Raw genomic sequence first — 15,962 nt, forward strand, 5'->3', positions numbered from 1 at the left:
CGTAAAGTTGGGGTCGGTCAGTTCCGACCGTTTGCAATTGTGTTGGCAACGTCCTGGGCGTTGATTGGCGCACCCGAGGCGCGCAGTAGATCGCCAACCTCCCAATCACCGGCATTGACCGGCGCCGGGTTGTCCAGCAACGCCATCAGGTCCGGATCGTCATTCGGAGTCCAATTTGGCATGTTGCGCACATAAGACATCGGATCGCCGTCAAGAAGCCCGCCGAACACCTCGGCAACGATGGTCCCGCCGACCTGTCCCAACATCCGGCCCGAATTGTTTGCCGGCAAGATCTGGCTTTCCTTCAGGATGTAATGCCACAGAATATCCTCGTGCGGGTCACCAATTGCATGAGGCGTCAGGCCCATGCGATGCGCCACATCCGTTCCTTTCGGCAGTTCCAGCCGCATCGAGCGCAGCAGGTTCAGGAAGGCCAGCCTGTTGGGTTTGGGATCAGGCCCTTCGGGCAGCGCAAACACCGCCGATGACAGCTTGGTATCGATCCGGCGCGCAGGTTGCGGGAACGGACCGCCAGAATTGATGTCAAAGAACCAGTCCCATTGCAGCGTATGGCGATGGGGGAAATGGCGGAAGCCACGCAGGTCATGACGAATTTTCCCGCCCGAGTCCGCTGGACCATCGGGGTGGAAGATCGGCAATTCGGTTCCAAACCCAAGCCCGGTGTCATCGTCATCATTGACGTTGATCTGATAGCCCGGTCGGATCAGAGAATGGCCAAAACGATAGGCCGCGACCGAAAACTCAACCGGCATGAAGGGCTGATAGGACCAATCATAAACCGTGCCGTTGAACTTATGGCAATCCGCCTTGTCCAGAACGCGGGTCCAGATCGCATCGCTGACCAGTCGTTTGATGAAGTCGTTCCAAACCACATATTGATAAAACCAGCGCACCTTGCGCTGCGCCTCCCGAAACATCTCACCGTCAAACTCGAATTCGGTGCCTTCATTGTCTGGGTCGCCGGTCGCGAGCTGCAACATGACCCTGTTGTGCAGACGCAACATTGCCAACTGGAACTGGGATACAATCACGTTTTCGTCGTTGCGCATATCGCCGATGATGGCGCGGCCTTGCCGGTTGCGCTGTAGGTCCGGTTCGTTCGAGCCCGCCACCTGTTTTTCGCCGGTCCAGTCCTGTTCGGTTGTCCCCAGCAGGAACAGACCACCGCGCTTCTGATCATACATAAACGGCTCATCCGCCGGGCCTTCGCCATAGAGGCAATCAAGGTCCAGACGCGGCGTGCGGAAGTTGTCGAGCTTGTCCGGATCGCTCTGACGCATCAGCGACGAGGTCGGATCAAAGGTTATGTCGTGATCCACGAACTGGCCGAAATAAGTGTACCCGGCGGGCAGGTTCGCATTGTCCAGATTGTCCTGCCCGGCTGTCTCGCTCATGGAGTTTGTCGCAAAGTCGCGCAGAGCGGCGACTGCAGCAGCGTCGTCGGCATGGGGCGACTGCCATGGGGGAAGGGTGCGGAAGAGACGCCCGAACGGGCCTTTATATTGCTTAGATCTGGGTAGGCTGGAAATACCATACCTGGATGATGAAACGCTCATCGCTATGCTCCTAGAAAATGGGTCTGTTTAAAATGCTGACCAACTCTTATGCCGGTGCCGAAAATGCCGGCAATTGAATCAAAGTCTTAAAAATAAGGGCCAAAGACTATGTCTTCCTAAGCTGGCCGCAGGCGGATTTTACCAAAAAACGGGGTTTGAAAAAAGGTCAGCGCAATTGACTTTGCGAAAATCGGCCAACGGCGCTGTAACCATCAACCGATACAACCACTTGCAATCAAAGAGACAAAATCAGATTTATCAATCTAAGGCAATTCGGCCCGCAGCGCGGCGACTGCGCGGCGTTCAAACGCACCAAATTCAGCCGCCTGTAGTTGAATTGAGTGCAGATGAGGTAGTCGGCGGGCGTAATCTTCCGGGGAAACGGATTGAATTGCGCGGTGAATATCGGTCTCGGTCTTACACAGGACCATGCCTGATGTGTCGAAGAAATCACTGATATTCGGACAGCCCCAATAGATCGGAACAGTCGCGCACAGGATCGTGTCGGTCAGTTTCTCCGAGAAATAGTTCCGCTCACGCACATTCTCTATCACCACCGAAAAGCGATACGGGGCCAGCCCGTCTGATTTGCGCTCAAACGGCGTATAGCCGCGGCCCATGATCTCGACATCCGCGCCGCTGTCTCGGACCCAGTCGATGACCGAATGGCGTAACTGATGCCCTTTGAGGTCGCGCTTGGCCGAGGCAATCAACGAACAGGATTTGGTTTTCTCAACCGACAGCGCCTGCCAATCCGGAACCATAGTGACGCCATAGGGCAAGAAAACCGCGTTTGGTATGCCCTGCAACAACACATCATGAAAAGTCAGCACCCGAAAGAACCGGCGCCACGTATAGCGCAGCATCCGGTCGTGTTTGGCGTGAATGGCCGAAGGTTCACCCATCATCAGCGAAATCTGCGCACGGGTGCCCCGGCGCAGGCCCAGATGAACGGTGGAATTTGGGTACATGATCAGATGATCTGTGCGCTCCAGATCGCCTACGGTCTTGCCTGTCAGGCGCTCTGGGCAGCCTTCGGGCCAGATCAGCTCGGACAAGGGAACCCCGGCCAGTTTCGGCCCCAATCGGTGGCCATACGGCAGGATAGCGATGGCCGGGTTAGCCATCATGCAGCTTCCGACAAATCGACCTGACCGCGCATCAGCACGAAGCCGCGACCGGCGACCTTGATGCCGGTCATCGCATCGGCAGGACCCACGCGCGTGACCCTGGCCTGACCCGGGCGGCCCATATCGTTGCCCTGTTCGGCTGTGAACGTATCTTTGGGCATCAGCCCATGTTTCCAAAGATACGCCGCCATCGCGCCTGTGGCGGACCCGGTGAACGGATCTTCGGGCGGGCTGGGCGGCGCCAGCAGCAGACGCGAGAATGTATCGCCCGCACCGGTCGCCCCCTTGAGTGTCACCAGGAACGGTTCAGCCACGTCAGAGCCGGAAAAGCCAGCCCGTTCAGCCACCTTGCGGAGCGGCTCTTCGACCAACTTTGCGGCGCGCAACGCATCGTGATCGCGCAGAACCGTTACGCAGAAGGGCAAACCGGTGGACACCAGTTGCGGGGGCGAGATGATGGCCTCTTGCGGCAGGCTGACGGCGGCCGCGACAAGATCGGCGGGAATGTAATCGCCGAATTGCGGTGCGATCTGCGTCATCTCGATCTCATCGCCATTGAAACGGATCGGAACAATCCCGGCCCCGGTTTCCAGCGTCAGCGTATCGCCCTGTATCAACCCACGCGATCGCATTGCGGCCACTGTGGCGATGGTGGGATGCCCGGCAAATGGAATTTCGCGGCTGGCAAGGAAATAGCGCACTCTGATGTCGGCCACATCGGACGGCCCGGTAAATGTGCATTCAACCAGAGAGGTTTCGCGCACATAGTCCATGCAGGTGTCCTGGGCCAGCACCGCACCACCATGGACCACGGCACAGCCGTTTCCGCCAAAGGCGCGATCACTGAAGGCGTCTACCCAATCAAAGTCAAACCAACTCATGTCTCACGCTCCGCTCTACGATACTTTCACGTTGCGCATATCTCGCCCGCAGGGCGGCGGATGTCACGGGGAAATCGCGGGGCGGAACCGTTTCAGTGAACGGCCACCGGTGAAAAGTCATGTTCACGCGCCAGGTTGAACGCCAGCTTGCGGTCGGCGACCAATGCCAGTTGCTGACCATCTGAATCGTGTACGGCGTACAGGTGATGCAGATCACCGGCCTGTTCACGCAGTTCCCGAGGCAGATCAGCGACTTCGACCATTTTGACATAGACGATACGGTCGCCTTCGGTGTTCAGTTCAATCGGTGTATTCATAGCTCTTACCCCTTTCGTATGTTGATTGTTTGCACCACGGTTTCCGGGACGGCACGGGTCAGGTCCACGTGCAGCAGACCGTTTTCCATGATCGCCTCACCCACCTCGACACCATCAGCCAGCACGAACATGCGCTGAAACTGGCGCGCCGCGATGCCGCGATGCAGAAAGACGCGCCCTTCGCTGTCGTCGCGTTGACGGCCCCGGATCACCAATTGGCGATCCTCGATGGTGATCGACAGGTCCTCTTCCGCGAACCCGGCCACAGCCAGGGTGATGCGATACGAAAAATCCGAGGTCTGTTCGATATTATAGGGCGGATACCCTTCGTTACCGGCCTTTGCAGACCGTTCCAGAAGGCGTTCCAATTGCTCGAACCCCAAAAGATGCGGGTATGAGCCAAGAGTAAGTTTTGACACGTATTTTCGTCCTTTTTTGCCAAAGCGACGTATTGAGCGGTCCCGTAGCGGCAACCGCGTATGATAGAATATGGGAAGAAACCAGGATGTCCACAAGGTCTGGCCGGATAAACCCTGACACACTATCTTGTGTGGAAAGCACCACAATAAACACTGAGTCGCCCATGAACGCGCCCACCGATCTTTCGATGAAAACAGATGAAGTTTTGCGCGTGGAGCTGGAGGTTTTCCGCCGCCAGCACCGTGACCTGGACGAAGCGATCGAGGCGCTGCAGGCCAAAGGCACGTCTGATCAACTGACGATCAAGCGGTTGAAAAAGCAGAAACTGAAGCTGAAAGACCTCATTCGGTTGATCGAAGACCGCCTGACACCCGACATCATCGCCTGAAACCTCTGTACCGCATTGCCACATAACCGGATTTGGCTATAGTGCGCGCTCTTTCGGCAGGCAGGGGCACAAGCGAATGAGCGATGTGAAAGTGGGGATCATCATGGGCAGCCAGTCGGACTGGCCCACGATGAAAGAAGCCGCAGACATTCTGGATGATCTGGGCATCGCGTATGAAAAGCGCATCGTCTCGGCACATCGCACGCCAGACCGCTTGTGGGATTATGGCAAGACCGCCGTGTCGCGTGGATTACATGTGATTATCGCCGGAGCCGGCGGTGCGGCGCATCTGCCAGGCATGATGGCCTCAAAAACCCGCGTGCCGGTGATTGGTGTTCCTGTCCAGACGCGGGCGCTGTCCGGCGTCGATTCGCTGTATTCCATTGTTCAGATGCCCAAGGGCTTCCCAGTGGCGACCATGGCAATCGGCTCGGCGGGCGGTGCCAATGCCGGCCTGATGGCGGCCGGTATCCTGGCCTTGCAAGATAGCGCACTGGCCGACCGTCTGGACGCGTGGCGTCAAGCTTTGTCGGCCTCTATCCCCGAGGAGCCCGTCGATGACTGAGACCCTGCAGCCCGGCGCTAAGATCGGAATTCTGGGCGGTGGTCAACTTGGCCGGATGCTGTCGGTCGCGGCCTCTCGTCTTGGGTTCGTGTCGCACATCTATGAACCCGGGACGAACCCACCTGCCGGGCAGGTCGCTGACCGAGTGACCACAGCGGCTTATGACGATGCCGAAGCCCTGCGCGCCTTTGCAGAGTCGGTTGATGTCATCACCTATGAGTTCGAAAACATCCCAACCGAAGCCCTGGACCTGCTCGAGGCACATCGCCCTATCCGTCCGGGTCGCGAGGCGCTGCGTGTCAGTCAGGATCGCCTGACCGAGAAGGCTTTTCTGCAAGGTCTGGGGCTGCAAACCGCACCCTTCGCCGATATCACCGACCTGGACAGCCTGAACGCAGCAATCGACCAGATCGGCACGCCCGCCATTCTGAAAACCCGCCGCTTTGGCTATGACGGCAAGGGTCAGGCCCGGCTGCATGCGCCTGAGGATGCCGGGGCCGCGCTGGCCGATATGGCCGATGCGCCTTCGATCCTCGAAGGGTTTGTGGAATTCAGCCATGAGGTCTCGATCATCGCGGCGCGCGGGCTGGATGGGCAGGTGGCCTGTTTCGACCCTGGTGAGAACGTGCACCGCGACGGTATCCTGCACACCACAACGGTCCCTGCCCGTCTGCGTCCAGCGCAACGTACAGATGCGGTTCTACTGGCCGCCAATATCCTGAATGCGCTGGACTATGTTGGCGTTATGGGGGTTGAACTGTTCGTGACTCCGCAGGGCCTGATCGTAAATGAGATCGCGCCCCGGGTGCATAACTCGGGCCACTGGACACAAAATGGCTGCGCGGTGGATCAGTTCGAACAACATATCCGCGCCGTTGCGGGGTGGCCGTTGGGCGACGGCCAGCGCCATTCGGATGTGGTGATGGAGAACCTGATCGGTGGCGATATGGACCGTGTACCGGATCTGGCGCGGGACCGCGACGTGGCACTCCATCTTTATGGCAAGGCCGAGGTTAAACCCGGCCGCAAGATGGGTCATTTCAACCGCATCGCGCGGTAATTCAGCCGACGAACCGCGCCGCAATATCTCCGGCCATGTAACTGACCCGCCCGCCTGCCAGCGTGGCGACGACACGGTGGGTTTGCCCGTCCAGAATGACCAGATCGGCACGTTTTCCTGCGCTCAGCGTGCCCCTGTCCTGCAACCCAAGAACCCGAGCCGGCCCCGAAGACACCAGCGCCCAGGCGCCTGCCAAATCAACCAACCCGGATTTGGCCAGCATCAGCGCTGCGCGACGTGGGCTGGGATAGTGGTAATCCGAAGCCAGCGCATCACACAGCCCAAGCGTGATCAGATCCAAGGCGCTGGCATTGCCTTTATGCGATCCCCCACGCACCACATTGGGTGAGCCTAGAATGATGTGATCCCCGGCTGCCCGGGCGGCTTCAGCCGCTTCAAGTGTTTCCGGAAATTCTGTGATTTTCGCACCCCGAGCGCGCCACTCGGCACGGGTTTGGGCTGTGGCGTCATCATGGCTGCCCAAGCGCACGCCCTGCCGCTCCAGAACCGCACATAACGCGTCCAAAGCCGCTGGCACCTCGTCCCGGCGCGCGTGCATGGACATCAACATGTCAAAGTGCTGGTCTGGATTGCGCCCAGCCTTCAGCGCTTGCCCGGTCAGGCGCTGCGGTTTGCGTCCTTCGGACAAACGGTCATGCGGCAAGTGGTCATTGAACACCACATACGGCACCTGCCAATCCGCAATCCGGTCCGCGAGGTCGTCATAGTGATCCAGCATATGCGTCTCAAAGCGCAGCTGCGGCATCAGAACGGTGACGACGCGATCCTTGACCGAGGCGATGGCATCAAACACCTGCGCCGCGAACTCAGGGCCACGCACGCCGCCTTCCCAACTGTGGAACTGCGCCAATACGCCTGTGGTGATGCCGTTGGCGGCCAGTTCGGCCTCGACCGAGAGGATGCCCTCCCCCATCTGCTTCATTGCCCCGCGACGGGGCGCGATATGGCGTTCGAACCCATCCCCGTGCATGTCGATAATACCCGGCAAAACGAGATAGCCGGATAGATCGATCCTTTTCCCCGTGCGGTCGGGTTGAATAACACCATCAGCCAGCGACAGGTCAGTAAATGCCAGCCCCCGGTCCAACAACACCTCTGCCCCGGAAAGGGTCAGGTTCAAGGCATTCATTGCGTTGGCTCCGACGCAGGTTCCGAGCAATCCAGACCGATGCATATTTCATCGATGATATCCGATACCCCGTCCAGCCACGTTATTTGCGGGTCAAACTGGCCGAACTCGATAAAGTGCAACGCCTGTGCCATGACGCGCGGGTTGTTCATCATAAAAGTATGCGTCACCGGTAGGACAATGTGGTCTTTCATCCCCTCGACCCGGGTGGTCGTGATCGACACCTTGCCGTCATCGCGCCCATCAATCAGTGACGAGAACAGCGGGTTCAACGAATTCTCACCCGCAATCACCCCAAGCTCGAACTCCACAGGGGGCAGTTTCCGGGGGATCCCTTCGGGACCAGTCCCAAGCTCTAGTCCGGCCGGACCGTTGAGCATGCCAAACACTTCCCACGCACCAAGCTCATCAACAAGCTGGCTGCCCTGGTTGGGCGGGCCCAGCATCACCACGCGTCCCAGATTCTCCGGGTCATGATCCTGCAACCAATAGCGCAACAGAATGCCACCCATGGAATGCGCCACGACATTGGCTTTGTCTTCACCACAGGCCGCAATCGCATCCGGCACGGTCTGGATTGCAAGCTCGGCGATTGGCAGGTCGGTCGAAGGGTAGCCCGGGCGCACAACAGTGTATCCATGCGCCTTGAACAGCTGCTCCATCACCGTAAACGACGCCTCGGTTCGGGCGAGCCCGTGCAAAAGCACAACACATTTGGCACTGGCCATGACCGGGGCGAACAGCAGAAAAAGGGCAAGCAGATATCTCATAATCGCCAGATAAAGCCTAAGCGGATTGTATTAAACCCCCAGCCGCGGTTTCAAGCGCAGGACGGCCAATGCGATCCCGCCCAGAACCAGCGCGGCACCCAGAATCAGGCGCAAACTGGCAACCTCACCCAGAAAAACAACGCCGCCTACGATAGCGATGATCGGAACGCTTAGCTGCACGACCGCAGCAGTTGTTGCGGCCAATTGCGGCAAAACACGGTACCACAGGGCATAGCCCAGGCCTGACGTAACCCCTCCGGCCAATGCGGCCAGCAGGTATCCGGAGGCGGTCATGTGCCAGTCGCCCCCGGTTGTCAGCAAGGCTAATGCCGTTACGGGCAGTGCCACAACAAAGTTGGCTGCTGTTCCGGCCAGGGCGTCGGGCTCGGACCGTCCAACCAGCGAGTAGATCGCCCAGCCTATCCCCGCAACACCCATCAGAGCCGCTCCTACGGGGTCGACCTGCACCGCGTCGGTTGGCCATAACACATAGGACAGACCAGCCACCGCAATCACCGCTCCGGCGACCTGCCGCCCGGACGGAGCATTGCCTATGACCGAGGTCACCGCGAACATGGTGATCTGCACCACGCCGAACAGGATAAGCGCGCCAAGCCCTGCATCCAGTGTCAGATAGGCGATGGAAAAACCGATCATATACAGCGACAACGAACCGGCCCCGGCGACCCTGCGCCGATTCAGCAAGGGCAGATGACCGGCCCGCAGATAGACTAAACAGGTCAGCACCACGACGCCTGACAGCACTCGTACAACCGCAAAGCCGGCAGGGTCGCTTGCGCCGCTGTCGATGGCCAGACGGTTCAGGATCGAATTCGCCGCAAACGCGCACATAGTTAGGGCGGTCAGAAGAAACAGTCTCATGTCAACGCCATAGCGGGTTTCCAGAGCCTTGGACACTCACTTTCCTGCGCGGCCGTCTCGTAAACGAAAACGGGGCCGCCCGTAGGCGACCCCGTTCCTAAGCATTATAGCGTCCCCTTCGGCAGCCTGGTCACAAGACCATGTGCCTATCGGGGTCGTCAGAATTCGCCAGGGCGAATTCGACGATCTTACATCATGCCGCCCATGCCGCCCATGTCGGGCATGCCGCCACCAGCAGGCGCGCCGTCTTTGGCGGGTTTGTCGGCAACCATGGCTTCGGTGGTGATCAGCAGACCAGCAACCGACGCCGCATCTTCCAGAGCGGTACGGACAACTTTGGCCGGGTCGATCACACCAAAAGCAAACATGTCGCCATATTCTTCGGTCTGAGCGTTGAAGCCAAAGGCTGCATCGTCTGATTCACGAACTTTGCCCGCGACAACCGCACCGTCAACGCCTGCGTTTTCAGCGATCTGGCGCAGCGGCGCTTCGATGGCTTTGCGAACGATGGTGATACCAGCATCCTGATCTGCGTTTGCGCCGCTCAGAGTTTCCAGAACTTTACCCGCCTGAACCAGAGAAACACCGCCGCCTACGACAACGCCTTCCTGAACAGCAGCACGGGTCGCGTTCAGAGCATCGTCCACACGGTCCTTACGCTCTTTCACTTCAACTTCGGTCATGCCGCCGACGCGGATAACCGCAACACCGCCTGCCAGTTTGGCAACGCGCTCTTGCAGCTTCTCACGGTCGTAGTCCGACGAGGTTTCTTCGATCTGAGTGCGGATTTGAGCAACACGTGCTTCGATCTCGGCTTTCTCGCCAGCACCGTCAACGATGGTGGTTTCGTCTTTGGTGATTTCGATTTTCTTGGCGGTGCCCAGCATGTCCATGGTGACGGACTCGAGCTTCATGCCCAGATCTTCGCTGATGACCTGACCGCCGGTCAGGATTGCGATGTCCTGCAGCATGGCCTTGCGGCGATCGCCGAAGCCCGGTGCTTTGACAGCAGCAATTTTCAGGCCGCCGCGCAGTTTGTTGACAACCAGAGTTGCCAGAGCTTCGCCTTCAACGTCCTCAGCAATGATCAGCAGCGGCTTTTGCGACTGGATCACCTGCTCGAGCAGCGGAACCATCGGCTGCAGCGAGGACAGTTTCTTTTCGTGCAGCAGGATCATGCAGTCGTCCAGATCTGCGATCATCTTGTCTGCATTGGTGACGAAGTAAGGCGACAGATAACCACGGTCGAACTGCATGCCTTCGACAACATCAGTCTGGGTTTCCAGGCCTTTGTTTTCTTCGACGGTGATAACACCTTCGTTGCCGACCTTCTGCATCGCGTCTGCGATCTGCTGGCCGATTTCAGTTTCGCCATTGGACGAAATGGTGCCAACCTGAGCAACTTCAGCGCTGTCTTTGACTTCACGCGATGCTTCTTTGATGCCCGCGACAACCTTGGCGGTTGCCAGATCAATGCCACGCTTCAGGTCCATCGGGTTCAGGCCCGCTGCAACCTGCTTCAGACCTTCTTTCACGATGGACTGAGCCAGAACGGTTGCGGTGGTGGTGCCGTCGCCGGCCTCGTCATTGGTGCGGCTGGCGACTTCTTTCACCATCTGCGCGCCCATGTTTTCGAACTTGTCTTCCAGTTCGATTTCCTTGGCAACCGAAACACCATCTTTGGTGATGCGCGGTGCGCCGAAGGATTTGTCCAGAACCACGTTGCGGCCTTTGGGGCCCAGGGTTACTTTGACAGCATCGGCCAGGATGTTCACACCAGCCAGCATGCGGTTACGGGCATCGGTGTCGAACTTGACGTCCTTAGCAGCCATATCGTTTCTCCTTGAGAAATATGTTTGAGATAAAGATCAGAGAAAGCGCGCTGGCCTTACTCGATGATCCCCATGATGTCGCTTTCTTTCATCATCAGCAGCTCTTCGCCGTCGACGTTGACCTCAGTGCCCGACCATTTGCCGAACAGGATCTTGTCGCCAGCTTTCACAGCCATTGCGATCAACTCGCCGCTGTCCTTGCGGGCGCCTTCGCCGATCGCAACGACTTCGCCTTCGCTGGGCTTTTCTTTTGCACTGTCAGGAATGATCAGACCACCAGCGGTTTTTTCATCGCTTTCGGTACGGCGAACCAACACGCGGTCATGAAGCGGTTTCAATGCCATCTTTGCAGCTCCTTGGGCTCAAAGTTTATTTATCCTCCCCTCGTCGACTGACGAGGCGTTAGCACTCGGAGTGTGTGAGTGACAACGACGCATAGCTAGGGCGTCGAATCCCCCGAGTCAACAAGTTGCAATGGATTTTTTCGTAATACGCTTCAGTCGGGCTGATCCCAGCTGTAAGCCCAGTGTTTCAGCCCGTCTTGCCCCGCCGTCGTCAGGCCATACACACCCTTTTCCACCTTGTCGAACCAGCCATAGTGATTGTCCCGCATCAGGCGCGTCGCCTCGGGCACTCCGGTGGCTTTGGCCACAAGCGAGCCCTTGGTGGCGCCGCATTCGGCCAGATGTGCCGCACATTTCAACGCGTCCTGGCGGTAGGCCGTGACAATGCCGTACCGGGTGGCGCCACCGGAATTGGGGTCACCCTCTAACCGATCGAATTCACGCAATAGCCGCGCAGCATTGGCTTTGTTATTGCGCGGCGCATAGGGACCGGGATCACATTGCACCTCAACAGTTCCATCTGCGCGTACGGTGATCAGCCCAAGCCCTAACCTGCGGCACAGCGCCAGATTATCCTTCAACGCCCGCCGGGCGGTGCGCCCTTTGGGTTTGCAGACACCGATATACACTTGATCTGTTACCTTCAGCCGCGTAATGGCCTGATGAAACAGCGCCAGTGAGAACCTGAGTTTCAGCTCAACAATCACCGGGTCGCTGCCCGTGCGTACGGCCACCACATCGGCCGCGCCGACCTCGCCTTTTACGGTATAGCCCTGACGCTCTAACAGCGCCTTGATCGGGGGATAAAGATCCTGCTCGCGGTCCATAAGCTCATGCTATGCAAATTGGTGCGGAATGCCAGACACAGATGTGCACCTCGCTGATCCGACCTTGTGGAAAGGCCGTCATTGCTTATGCATGGTCGCACCCCATATTTGAACCGAACCGTCCGGGATGATGTCAATGCGTTTCCTTCTCTCCCTTGCCTTATTGGCCCTTCCCTTCGCTGCCCACGCGGCCTGTGAAGGCCGAGACCTCAGGCCTGACCTGACGGCGCAGGAACAGGGTGAGCTTCAGCAGGCGTTGAAAGATTTTCCCTTCCCGGAAGGCAACCACTGGATTGCCCGCAAGGACAAAACGGTTCTGCATTTGATTGGAACACTGCATATCAACGATCCGCGTATGGATGCGGTGGTGGAACGCCTGAAGCCAACACTCAGCCAGGCCGACGCGTTCTATTTCGAGGTTACACAAGACGCGATGGCAACCTTCGAGCAAAATCTAGCCCACGACCCGAGCCCGGTCATAATTACCTCTGGTCCCACTCTGATTGAACTGATGTCCGAAGAGGATTGGGCCGCCCTGTCCGCCGGTCTGGCTGAACGCGGCATCCCCAGTTGGATGGGTGCCAAGATGCGCCCTTGGTTCCTAAGCATGATGTTAAGCGTCCCGCCCTGCATATCCGAGGACCCAGACGCCAAATACGGAATGGACGCCCGCCTGACCGATCTGGCCACCGAAAATGGCATCCCCCAGCACTCGCTGGAACGGATTGACGACCTGATGGCGATTTTCGACAGCCACCCTATTGAGGAACAGGTGCAGTCACTGGTCCGGATGGCCGGTGCGTTAGAGGCCAGTGAAGACCAGTTGGCGACGATGGCAGATGCCTATCTCGAAGAGAAGCACGGCCAGATCCTGCAACTGGCACGGCTTCAGGGCCTCGATGCGTCGGGGTTGGACCCCCAGGTTTTTGAGGAAGAATGGAACGGGTTCGAACAGAAGTTACTGATTGACCGCAATAACGACTGGATGGATCACATTCTGGACATCCAGGATCAGGTGGCCGTGATTGCCATTGGCGCAGGGCACCTGGGCGATGACCACGGGCTTTTGAACCAATTGCATCAGGCGGGGTATACACTGACCCGCGCGCCCTTCTGATTAGACCCGGTAAAATTCAGACTATCCGTCGCAGCGAGAACTCTGCCGGGTGACAACCCATGCAGACCACCCTATAAGGCGCGCAAATTCACAATCCGCTGGACGCTGACATGACAACTCTTGTATTTGGCCATAAATCCCCCGACACAGATTCCACTGGATCGCCCATCCTGTGGTCCTGGTACCTGAACGAAGTCAAAGGCGAACAGGCCGAGCCCGTATTGCTGGGCGAGCCCAACACCGAAGCTGCCTTCATGCTGCAACGCTGGGACCTGCCCAAGCCGCGCATCATTGAGGACGTGGCCGCAGACGCGCCGGTTGTCATCGTTGACACCAATAACCCTGCCGAACTGCCCGCCAGCGTCAACAGCGCCGACATCCGCGCCATCATTGACCACCACAAGCTGGTCGGCGGTCTGGAAACCAAAGGTCCGATCGACATCACTGTGCGTCCGCTGGCCTGCACCGCAACCATCATGGTCGACCTGATGGGCGACGATGCCGCTAAGATGCCCGAAGCCGTTAAAGGCGCGGCCCTGACCTGCATCCTGTCGGATACGCTGGAGTTCCGCTCGCCAACCACTACCGCACATGACCGCGAAGTGGCCGAGAAACTGGCGGCAGAGCTGGGCCTCGACGTCTCGGCCTATGCGGCTGACATGTTCGCGGCGAAATCCGACGTGTCGTCCTTCTCAGATGCTGAACTGATCCGCATGGATAGCAAAGAGTATGAGGTCGATGGCACCAAGTTCCGCGTCTCGGTTCTGGAAACCACTGCGCCGAGCGTTGTGCTGGACCGCAAAGCCAGCATCGCGGCGTCGATGGCAGACGTGGCCGAGGAGGACGGCGTCGATGAGGTTCTGCTGTTCGTTGTCGATATCCTGAACGAAGAGGCCACTCTGCTAGTGCCCAACGATCTGGTCAAAAGCGTTGCGGAAAAGAGCTTTGGCGCCTCGGTTGATGGTGACTCCGTGGTTCTCCCCGGAATCATGAGCCGGAAAAAGCAGATCATTCCAAATCTGAAAGTCTGACCTGCGTAGGTACGGTGTCCGCGACTGACACCATGTAGCGAGGCTCTGCCTCGCGCTCCGGGATATTTTCAGCCAGATGAATGAAGAATCCCCTGCTTCATCTGGCCCAAAATATCCTGGGGAGACGCCTGCAGGGCGGCGGGAGCGAAGCCCCCTACTGGTCAAACCGGCGATCCTCTGCCATAGGCAATGTCGGTACTGCCGACGCGGCAACAGGGGCTTTTCATGACACAGATCATCCACACGCTTTCCGAAATCTCTGATCGCTATAAGGCGTTGTTTGTCGATCTCTGGGGTTGCGTGCATAACGGTATTACAGCGTACCCAGAAGCTGTTGACGCGCTGCAGGCTTACCGCGCGCAAGGTGGGATTGTAGTTTTGGTCACGAATTCTCCGAAACCGCGGGCCGGTGTAGGAGAGCAACTGGCGCAGTTCAACGTACCCGACGATGCCTATGACACCATCGCCACCAGCGGAGATTCCGCACGATCTGCTATGTTCAGGGGCGTGGTTGGCCATAAAGTTTATTTCATGGGAGAATGGGAACGCGATGCGGGGTTTTTTGAACCATTGAAACTGCTGCACCATCCCATTCACATCGAACGTGTCCCGCTGGACGAAGCCGAGGGGATTGTCTGTTGCGGGCCATTCGACCCGATGGCAGATCCAGCGGTCAATCGTCCGGATTTTCTTTATGCCAAACAAAAAGGCATGAAGCTGCTCTGCGCCAATCCCGATATCGTGGTCGACCGGGGGGAAATTCGTGAATGGTGCGCAGGGGCATTGGCGCGGCTTTATACAGAAATGGGTGGTGAGAGCCTTTACTTCGGCAAACCCCACCCACCGATCTACGATCTGGCAAGACGCAGGTTGCAGGAACTGGGCCACGACATCCCGGACGGGGACCTTTTGGCAATAGGCGATGGCCCTCATACCGACATTCTGGGCGGTATGGGCGAAGGGATTGATTCTCTGTTTATCTCGGGCGGCCTTGCGGCTGCAGAAACCCAAACGTCACGTCATCCGCACCCCGAGTCCCTAACCGACTATATTGCAAGGGAAAATATAAATCCGACCTATACGATTGGCCGTTTGCGATAGTCAGAAAAGACTTGATTTTCTGCAGTTGCGAAGTAATAAAGTTACCAACGGCGGGCGACTTTGATTGTTTTGTTGCCCAAACAATTCGAGTGAGGGCGACATGTTGGACAATCTTCCACGCGGAACGATCTGTATCGAAGACATTGAAATGGGCATGGTCCGCTACCTGCGCAAAGTGGTGACGGACGAAGATATCGAAATGTTTGCCCAAGTTTCGACCGACCGGAATCCAGTACACCTGGACGACGACTATGCCCGCGACACGATCTTTGAAGGGCGTATCGCACATGGGATGCTGACCGCCGGGTTGATCTCGGCCGTGATTGGTGAACAGCTGCCCGGCCACGGGACAGTCTACATGGGGCAATCGCTGAAATTCCTGGCCCCGGTCCGCCCCGGCGACATGGTCTATGCCGAGGTGAAGGTGGTCGATATCGACTTTGCCAAGCGCCGCGTCAAGCTGGATTGCCACTGTGCGGTTGACGGCAAAAAGGTGCTGGTGGGCGAAGCCATGGTTCTGGCCCCATCCCGCAAGTTCGACTGAGGAATTCCTGACGTCCCGAGCCCTTG

At 58.1% G+C, this 15,962-nt stretch carries 18 protein-coding genes; 7 read left to right on the forward strand and 11 right to left on the reverse strand.

Going from position 1 to position 15,962, the window contains the following annotated elements; all coding sequences use genetic code 11:
* Nucleotides 1-17 precede the first annotated feature (17 nt).
* From SJY13_RS09240 to SJY13_RS09260, 5 genes are all read right to left on the reverse strand, one after another.
* Nucleotides 18-1,415 (reverse strand): peroxidase family protein, encoded by a 1,398-nt coding sequence (locus tag SJY13_RS09240; RefSeq protein WP_377190334.1) that lies wholly within the window; start codon nucleotides 1,413-1,415, stop codon nucleotides 18-20.
* A gap of 425 nt (nucleotides 1,416-1,840) precedes the next feature.
* The gene (locus tag SJY13_RS09245) at nucleotides 1,841-2,704 is read right to left on the reverse strand and encodes a hypothetical protein (RefSeq protein WP_377190335.1); all 864 of its coding nucleotides are present in this window, start codon (nucleotides 2,702-2,704) and stop codon (nucleotides 1,841-1,843) included.
* Nucleotides 2,704-3,588, reverse strand: coding sequence for a PhzF family phenazine biosynthesis protein (locus SJY13_RS09250; RefSeq protein ID WP_377190337.1), 885 nt, complete (start codon nucleotides 3,586-3,588; stop codon nucleotides 2,704-2,706). The genes SJY13_RS09245 and SJY13_RS09250 overlap by 1 nt, the downstream gene beginning before the upstream one ends.
* 92 nt (nucleotides 3,589-3,680) lie before the next feature.
* Nucleotides 3,681-3,905 carry a DUF1150 family protein gene (locus SJY13_RS09255; protein ID WP_085821397.1) on the reverse strand — a complete coding sequence of 75 codons (225 nt, stop codon included), beginning with the start codon at nucleotides 3,903-3,905 and terminating at the stop codon, nucleotides 3,681-3,683.
* A gap of 5 nt (nucleotides 3,906-3,910) precedes the next feature.
* Nucleotides 3,911-4,324: an Hsp20 family protein gene (locus SJY13_RS09260; RefSeq protein WP_085821398.1), complete on the reverse strand. Its 414-nt coding sequence runs from the start codon at nucleotides 4,322-4,324 to the stop codon at nucleotides 3,911-3,913.
* Nucleotides 4,325-4,488: 164 nt separating this feature from the next.
* Here SJY13_RS09260 and SJY13_RS09265 point away from each other — a divergent pair, with 164 nt between their 5' ends.
* From SJY13_RS09265 to SJY13_RS09275, 3 genes are all read left to right on the forward strand, one after another.
* The gene (locus SJY13_RS09265; protein ID WP_085821399.1) at nucleotides 4,489-4,713 is read left to right on the forward strand and encodes a YdcH family protein; all 225 of its coding nucleotides are present in this window, start codon (nucleotides 4,489-4,491) and stop codon (nucleotides 4,711-4,713) included.
* A gap of 76 nt (nucleotides 4,714-4,789) precedes the next feature.
* Complete coding sequence (gene purE, locus SJY13_RS09270) at nucleotides 4,790-5,278, forward strand: 5-(carboxyamino)imidazole ribonucleotide mutase (protein WP_377190339.1); 489 nt, start codon at nucleotides 4,790-4,792, stop codon at nucleotides 5,276-5,278.
* Nucleotides 5,271-6,338, forward strand: a complete 1,068-nt coding sequence (locus tag SJY13_RS09275) for a 5-(carboxyamino)imidazole ribonucleotide synthase (RefSeq protein ID WP_377190341.1) — start codon at nucleotides 5,271-5,273, stop codon at nucleotides 6,336-6,338. The genes purE and SJY13_RS09275 overlap by 8 nt, the downstream gene beginning before the upstream one ends.
* A gap of 1 nt (nucleotide 6,339) precedes the next feature.
* Here SJY13_RS09275 and SJY13_RS09280 read toward each other — a convergent pair whose 3' ends face one another.
* The 6 genes from SJY13_RS09280 to SJY13_RS09305 all read right to left on the reverse strand — a co-directional run bounded on the left by SJY13_RS09280 (nucleotide 6,340) and on the right by SJY13_RS09305 (nucleotide 12,143).
* The gene (locus tag SJY13_RS09280) at nucleotides 6,340-7,488 is read right to left on the reverse strand and encodes an alpha-D-ribose 1-methylphosphonate 5-triphosphate diphosphatase (RefSeq protein WP_377190343.1); all 1,149 of its coding nucleotides are present in this window, start codon (nucleotides 7,486-7,488) and stop codon (nucleotides 6,340-6,342) included.
* Nucleotides 7,485-8,258: an esterase/lipase family protein gene (locus tag SJY13_RS09285; protein ID WP_377190345.1), complete on the reverse strand. Its 774-nt coding sequence runs from the start codon at nucleotides 8,256-8,258 to the stop codon at nucleotides 7,485-7,487. The genes SJY13_RS09280 and SJY13_RS09285 overlap by 4 nt, the downstream gene beginning before the upstream one ends.
* Nucleotides 8,259-8,288: 30 nt before the next feature.
* Nucleotides 8,289-9,140 carry a DMT family transporter gene (locus tag SJY13_RS09290; protein ID WP_377193597.1) on the reverse strand — a complete coding sequence of 284 codons (852 nt, stop codon included), beginning with the start codon at nucleotides 9,138-9,140 and terminating at the stop codon, nucleotides 8,289-8,291.
* Nucleotides 9,141-9,328: 188 nt separating this feature from the next.
* Nucleotides 9,329-10,972 (reverse strand): chaperonin GroEL, encoded by a 1,644-nt coding sequence (gene groL, locus SJY13_RS09295; RefSeq protein WP_377190347.1) that lies wholly within the window; start codon nucleotides 10,970-10,972, stop codon nucleotides 9,329-9,331.
* 56 nt (nucleotides 10,973-11,028) lie between these two features.
* A complete protein-coding gene (groES, locus tag SJY13_RS09300; protein WP_085821405.1) occupies nucleotides 11,029-11,316 on the reverse strand; it encodes a co-chaperone GroES in 288 nt (95 codons plus the stop codon).
* A gap of 152 nt (nucleotides 11,317-11,468) precedes the next feature.
* Complete coding sequence (locus SJY13_RS09305) at nucleotides 11,469-12,143, reverse strand: DUF2161 domain-containing phosphodiesterase (protein ID WP_377190349.1); 675 nt, start codon at nucleotides 12,141-12,143, stop codon at nucleotides 11,469-11,471.
* A 136-nt stretch (nucleotides 12,144-12,279) separates the two neighbouring features.
* Here SJY13_RS09305 and SJY13_RS09310 point away from each other — a divergent pair, with 136 nt between their 5' ends.
* From SJY13_RS09310 to SJY13_RS09325, 4 genes are all read left to right on the forward strand, one after another.
* Nucleotides 12,280-13,260, forward strand: coding sequence for a TraB/GumN family protein (locus SJY13_RS09310; protein WP_377190351.1), 981 nt, complete (start codon nucleotides 12,280-12,282; stop codon nucleotides 13,258-13,260).
* A 110-nt stretch (nucleotides 13,261-13,370) separates the two neighbouring features.
* Nucleotides 13,371-14,291, forward strand: a complete 921-nt coding sequence (locus SJY13_RS09315) for a manganese-dependent inorganic pyrophosphatase (RefSeq protein WP_377190353.1) — start codon at nucleotides 13,371-13,373, stop codon at nucleotides 14,289-14,291.
* Nucleotides 14,292-14,516: 225 nt separating this feature from the next.
* Complete coding sequence (locus SJY13_RS09320; protein WP_377190355.1) at nucleotides 14,517-15,392, forward strand: HAD family hydrolase; 876 nt, start codon at nucleotides 14,517-14,519, stop codon at nucleotides 15,390-15,392.
* A gap of 100 nt (nucleotides 15,393-15,492) precedes the next feature.
* The gene (locus SJY13_RS09325) at nucleotides 15,493-15,936 is read left to right on the forward strand and encodes a MaoC family dehydratase (protein WP_085821408.1); all 444 of its coding nucleotides are present in this window, start codon (nucleotides 15,493-15,495) and stop codon (nucleotides 15,934-15,936) included.
* The last annotated feature ends 26 nt before the right edge of the window (nucleotides 15,937-15,962 follow it).

The sequence above is a fragment of the Ruegeria meonggei genome, assembly GCF_042768335.1.
Lineage (GTDB): Bacteria > Pseudomonadota > Alphaproteobacteria > Rhodobacterales > Rhodobacteraceae > Ruegeria > Ruegeria meonggei.

Excerpts from the sequence above, each read along its gene's own strand:
- SJY13_RS09250 (WP_377190337.1), bottom strand. The coding sequence starts at position 3,588 with ATGAGTTGGTTTGACTTTGATTGGGTAGACGCCTTCAGTGATCGCGCC.
- SJY13_RS09315 (WP_377190353.1), top strand. The coding sequence starts at position 13,371 with ATGACAACTCTTGTATTTGGCCATAAATCCCCCGACACAGATTCCACT.
- SJY13_RS09285 (WP_377190345.1), bottom strand. The coding sequence starts at position 8,258 with ATGAGATATCTGCTTGCCCTTTTTCTGCTGTTCGCCCCGGTCATGGCC.
- SJY13_RS09275 (WP_377190341.1), top strand. The coding sequence starts at position 5,271 with ATGACTGAGACCCTGCAGCCCGGCGCTAAGATCGGAATTCTGGGCGGT.
- SJY13_RS09245 (WP_377190335.1), bottom strand. The coding sequence starts at position 2,704 with ATGGCTAACCCGGCCATCGCTATCCTGCCGTATGGCCACCGATTGGGG.
- SJY13_RS09255 (WP_085821397.1), bottom strand. The coding sequence starts at position 3,905 with ATGAATACACCGATTGAACTGAACACCGAAGGCGACCGTATCGTCTAT.
- SJY13_RS09305 (WP_377190349.1), bottom strand. The coding sequence starts at position 12,143 with ATGGACCGCGAGCAGGATCTTTATCCCCCGATCAAGGCGCTGTTAGAG.
- SJY13_RS09265 (WP_085821399.1), top strand. The coding sequence starts at position 4,489 with ATGAACGCGCCCACCGATCTTTCGATGAAAACAGATGAAGTTTTGCGC.
- groL (WP_377190347.1), bottom strand. The coding sequence starts at position 10,972 with ATGGCTGCTAAGGACGTCAAGTTCGACACCGATGCCCGTAACCGCATG.
- SJY13_RS09310 (WP_377190351.1), top strand. The coding sequence starts at position 12,280 with ATGCGTTTCCTTCTCTCCCTTGCCTTATTGGCCCTTCCCTTCGCTGCC.
- SJY13_RS09325 (WP_085821408.1), top strand. The coding sequence starts at position 15,493 with ATGTTGGACAATCTTCCACGCGGAACGATCTGTATCGAAGACATTGAA.
- purE (WP_377190339.1), top strand. The coding sequence starts at position 4,790 with ATGAGCGATGTGAAAGTGGGGATCATCATGGGCAGCCAGTCGGACTGG.
- SJY13_RS09320 (WP_377190355.1), top strand. The coding sequence starts at position 14,517 with ATGACACAGATCATCCACACGCTTTCCGAAATCTCTGATCGCTATAAG.
- SJY13_RS09280 (WP_377190343.1), bottom strand. The coding sequence starts at position 7,488 with ATGAATGCCTTGAACCTGACCCTTTCCGGGGCAGAGGTGTTGTTGGAC.
- SJY13_RS09290 (WP_377193597.1), bottom strand. The coding sequence starts at position 9,140 with ATGAGACTGTTTCTTCTGACCGCCCTAACTATGTGCGCGTTTGCGGCG.
- groES (WP_085821405.1), bottom strand. The coding sequence starts at position 11,316 with ATGGCATTGAAACCGCTTCATGACCGCGTGTTGGTTCGCCGTACCGAA.
- SJY13_RS09240 (WP_377190334.1), bottom strand. The coding sequence starts at position 1,415 with ATGAGCGAGACAGCCGGGCAGGACAATCTGGACAATGCGAACCTGCCC.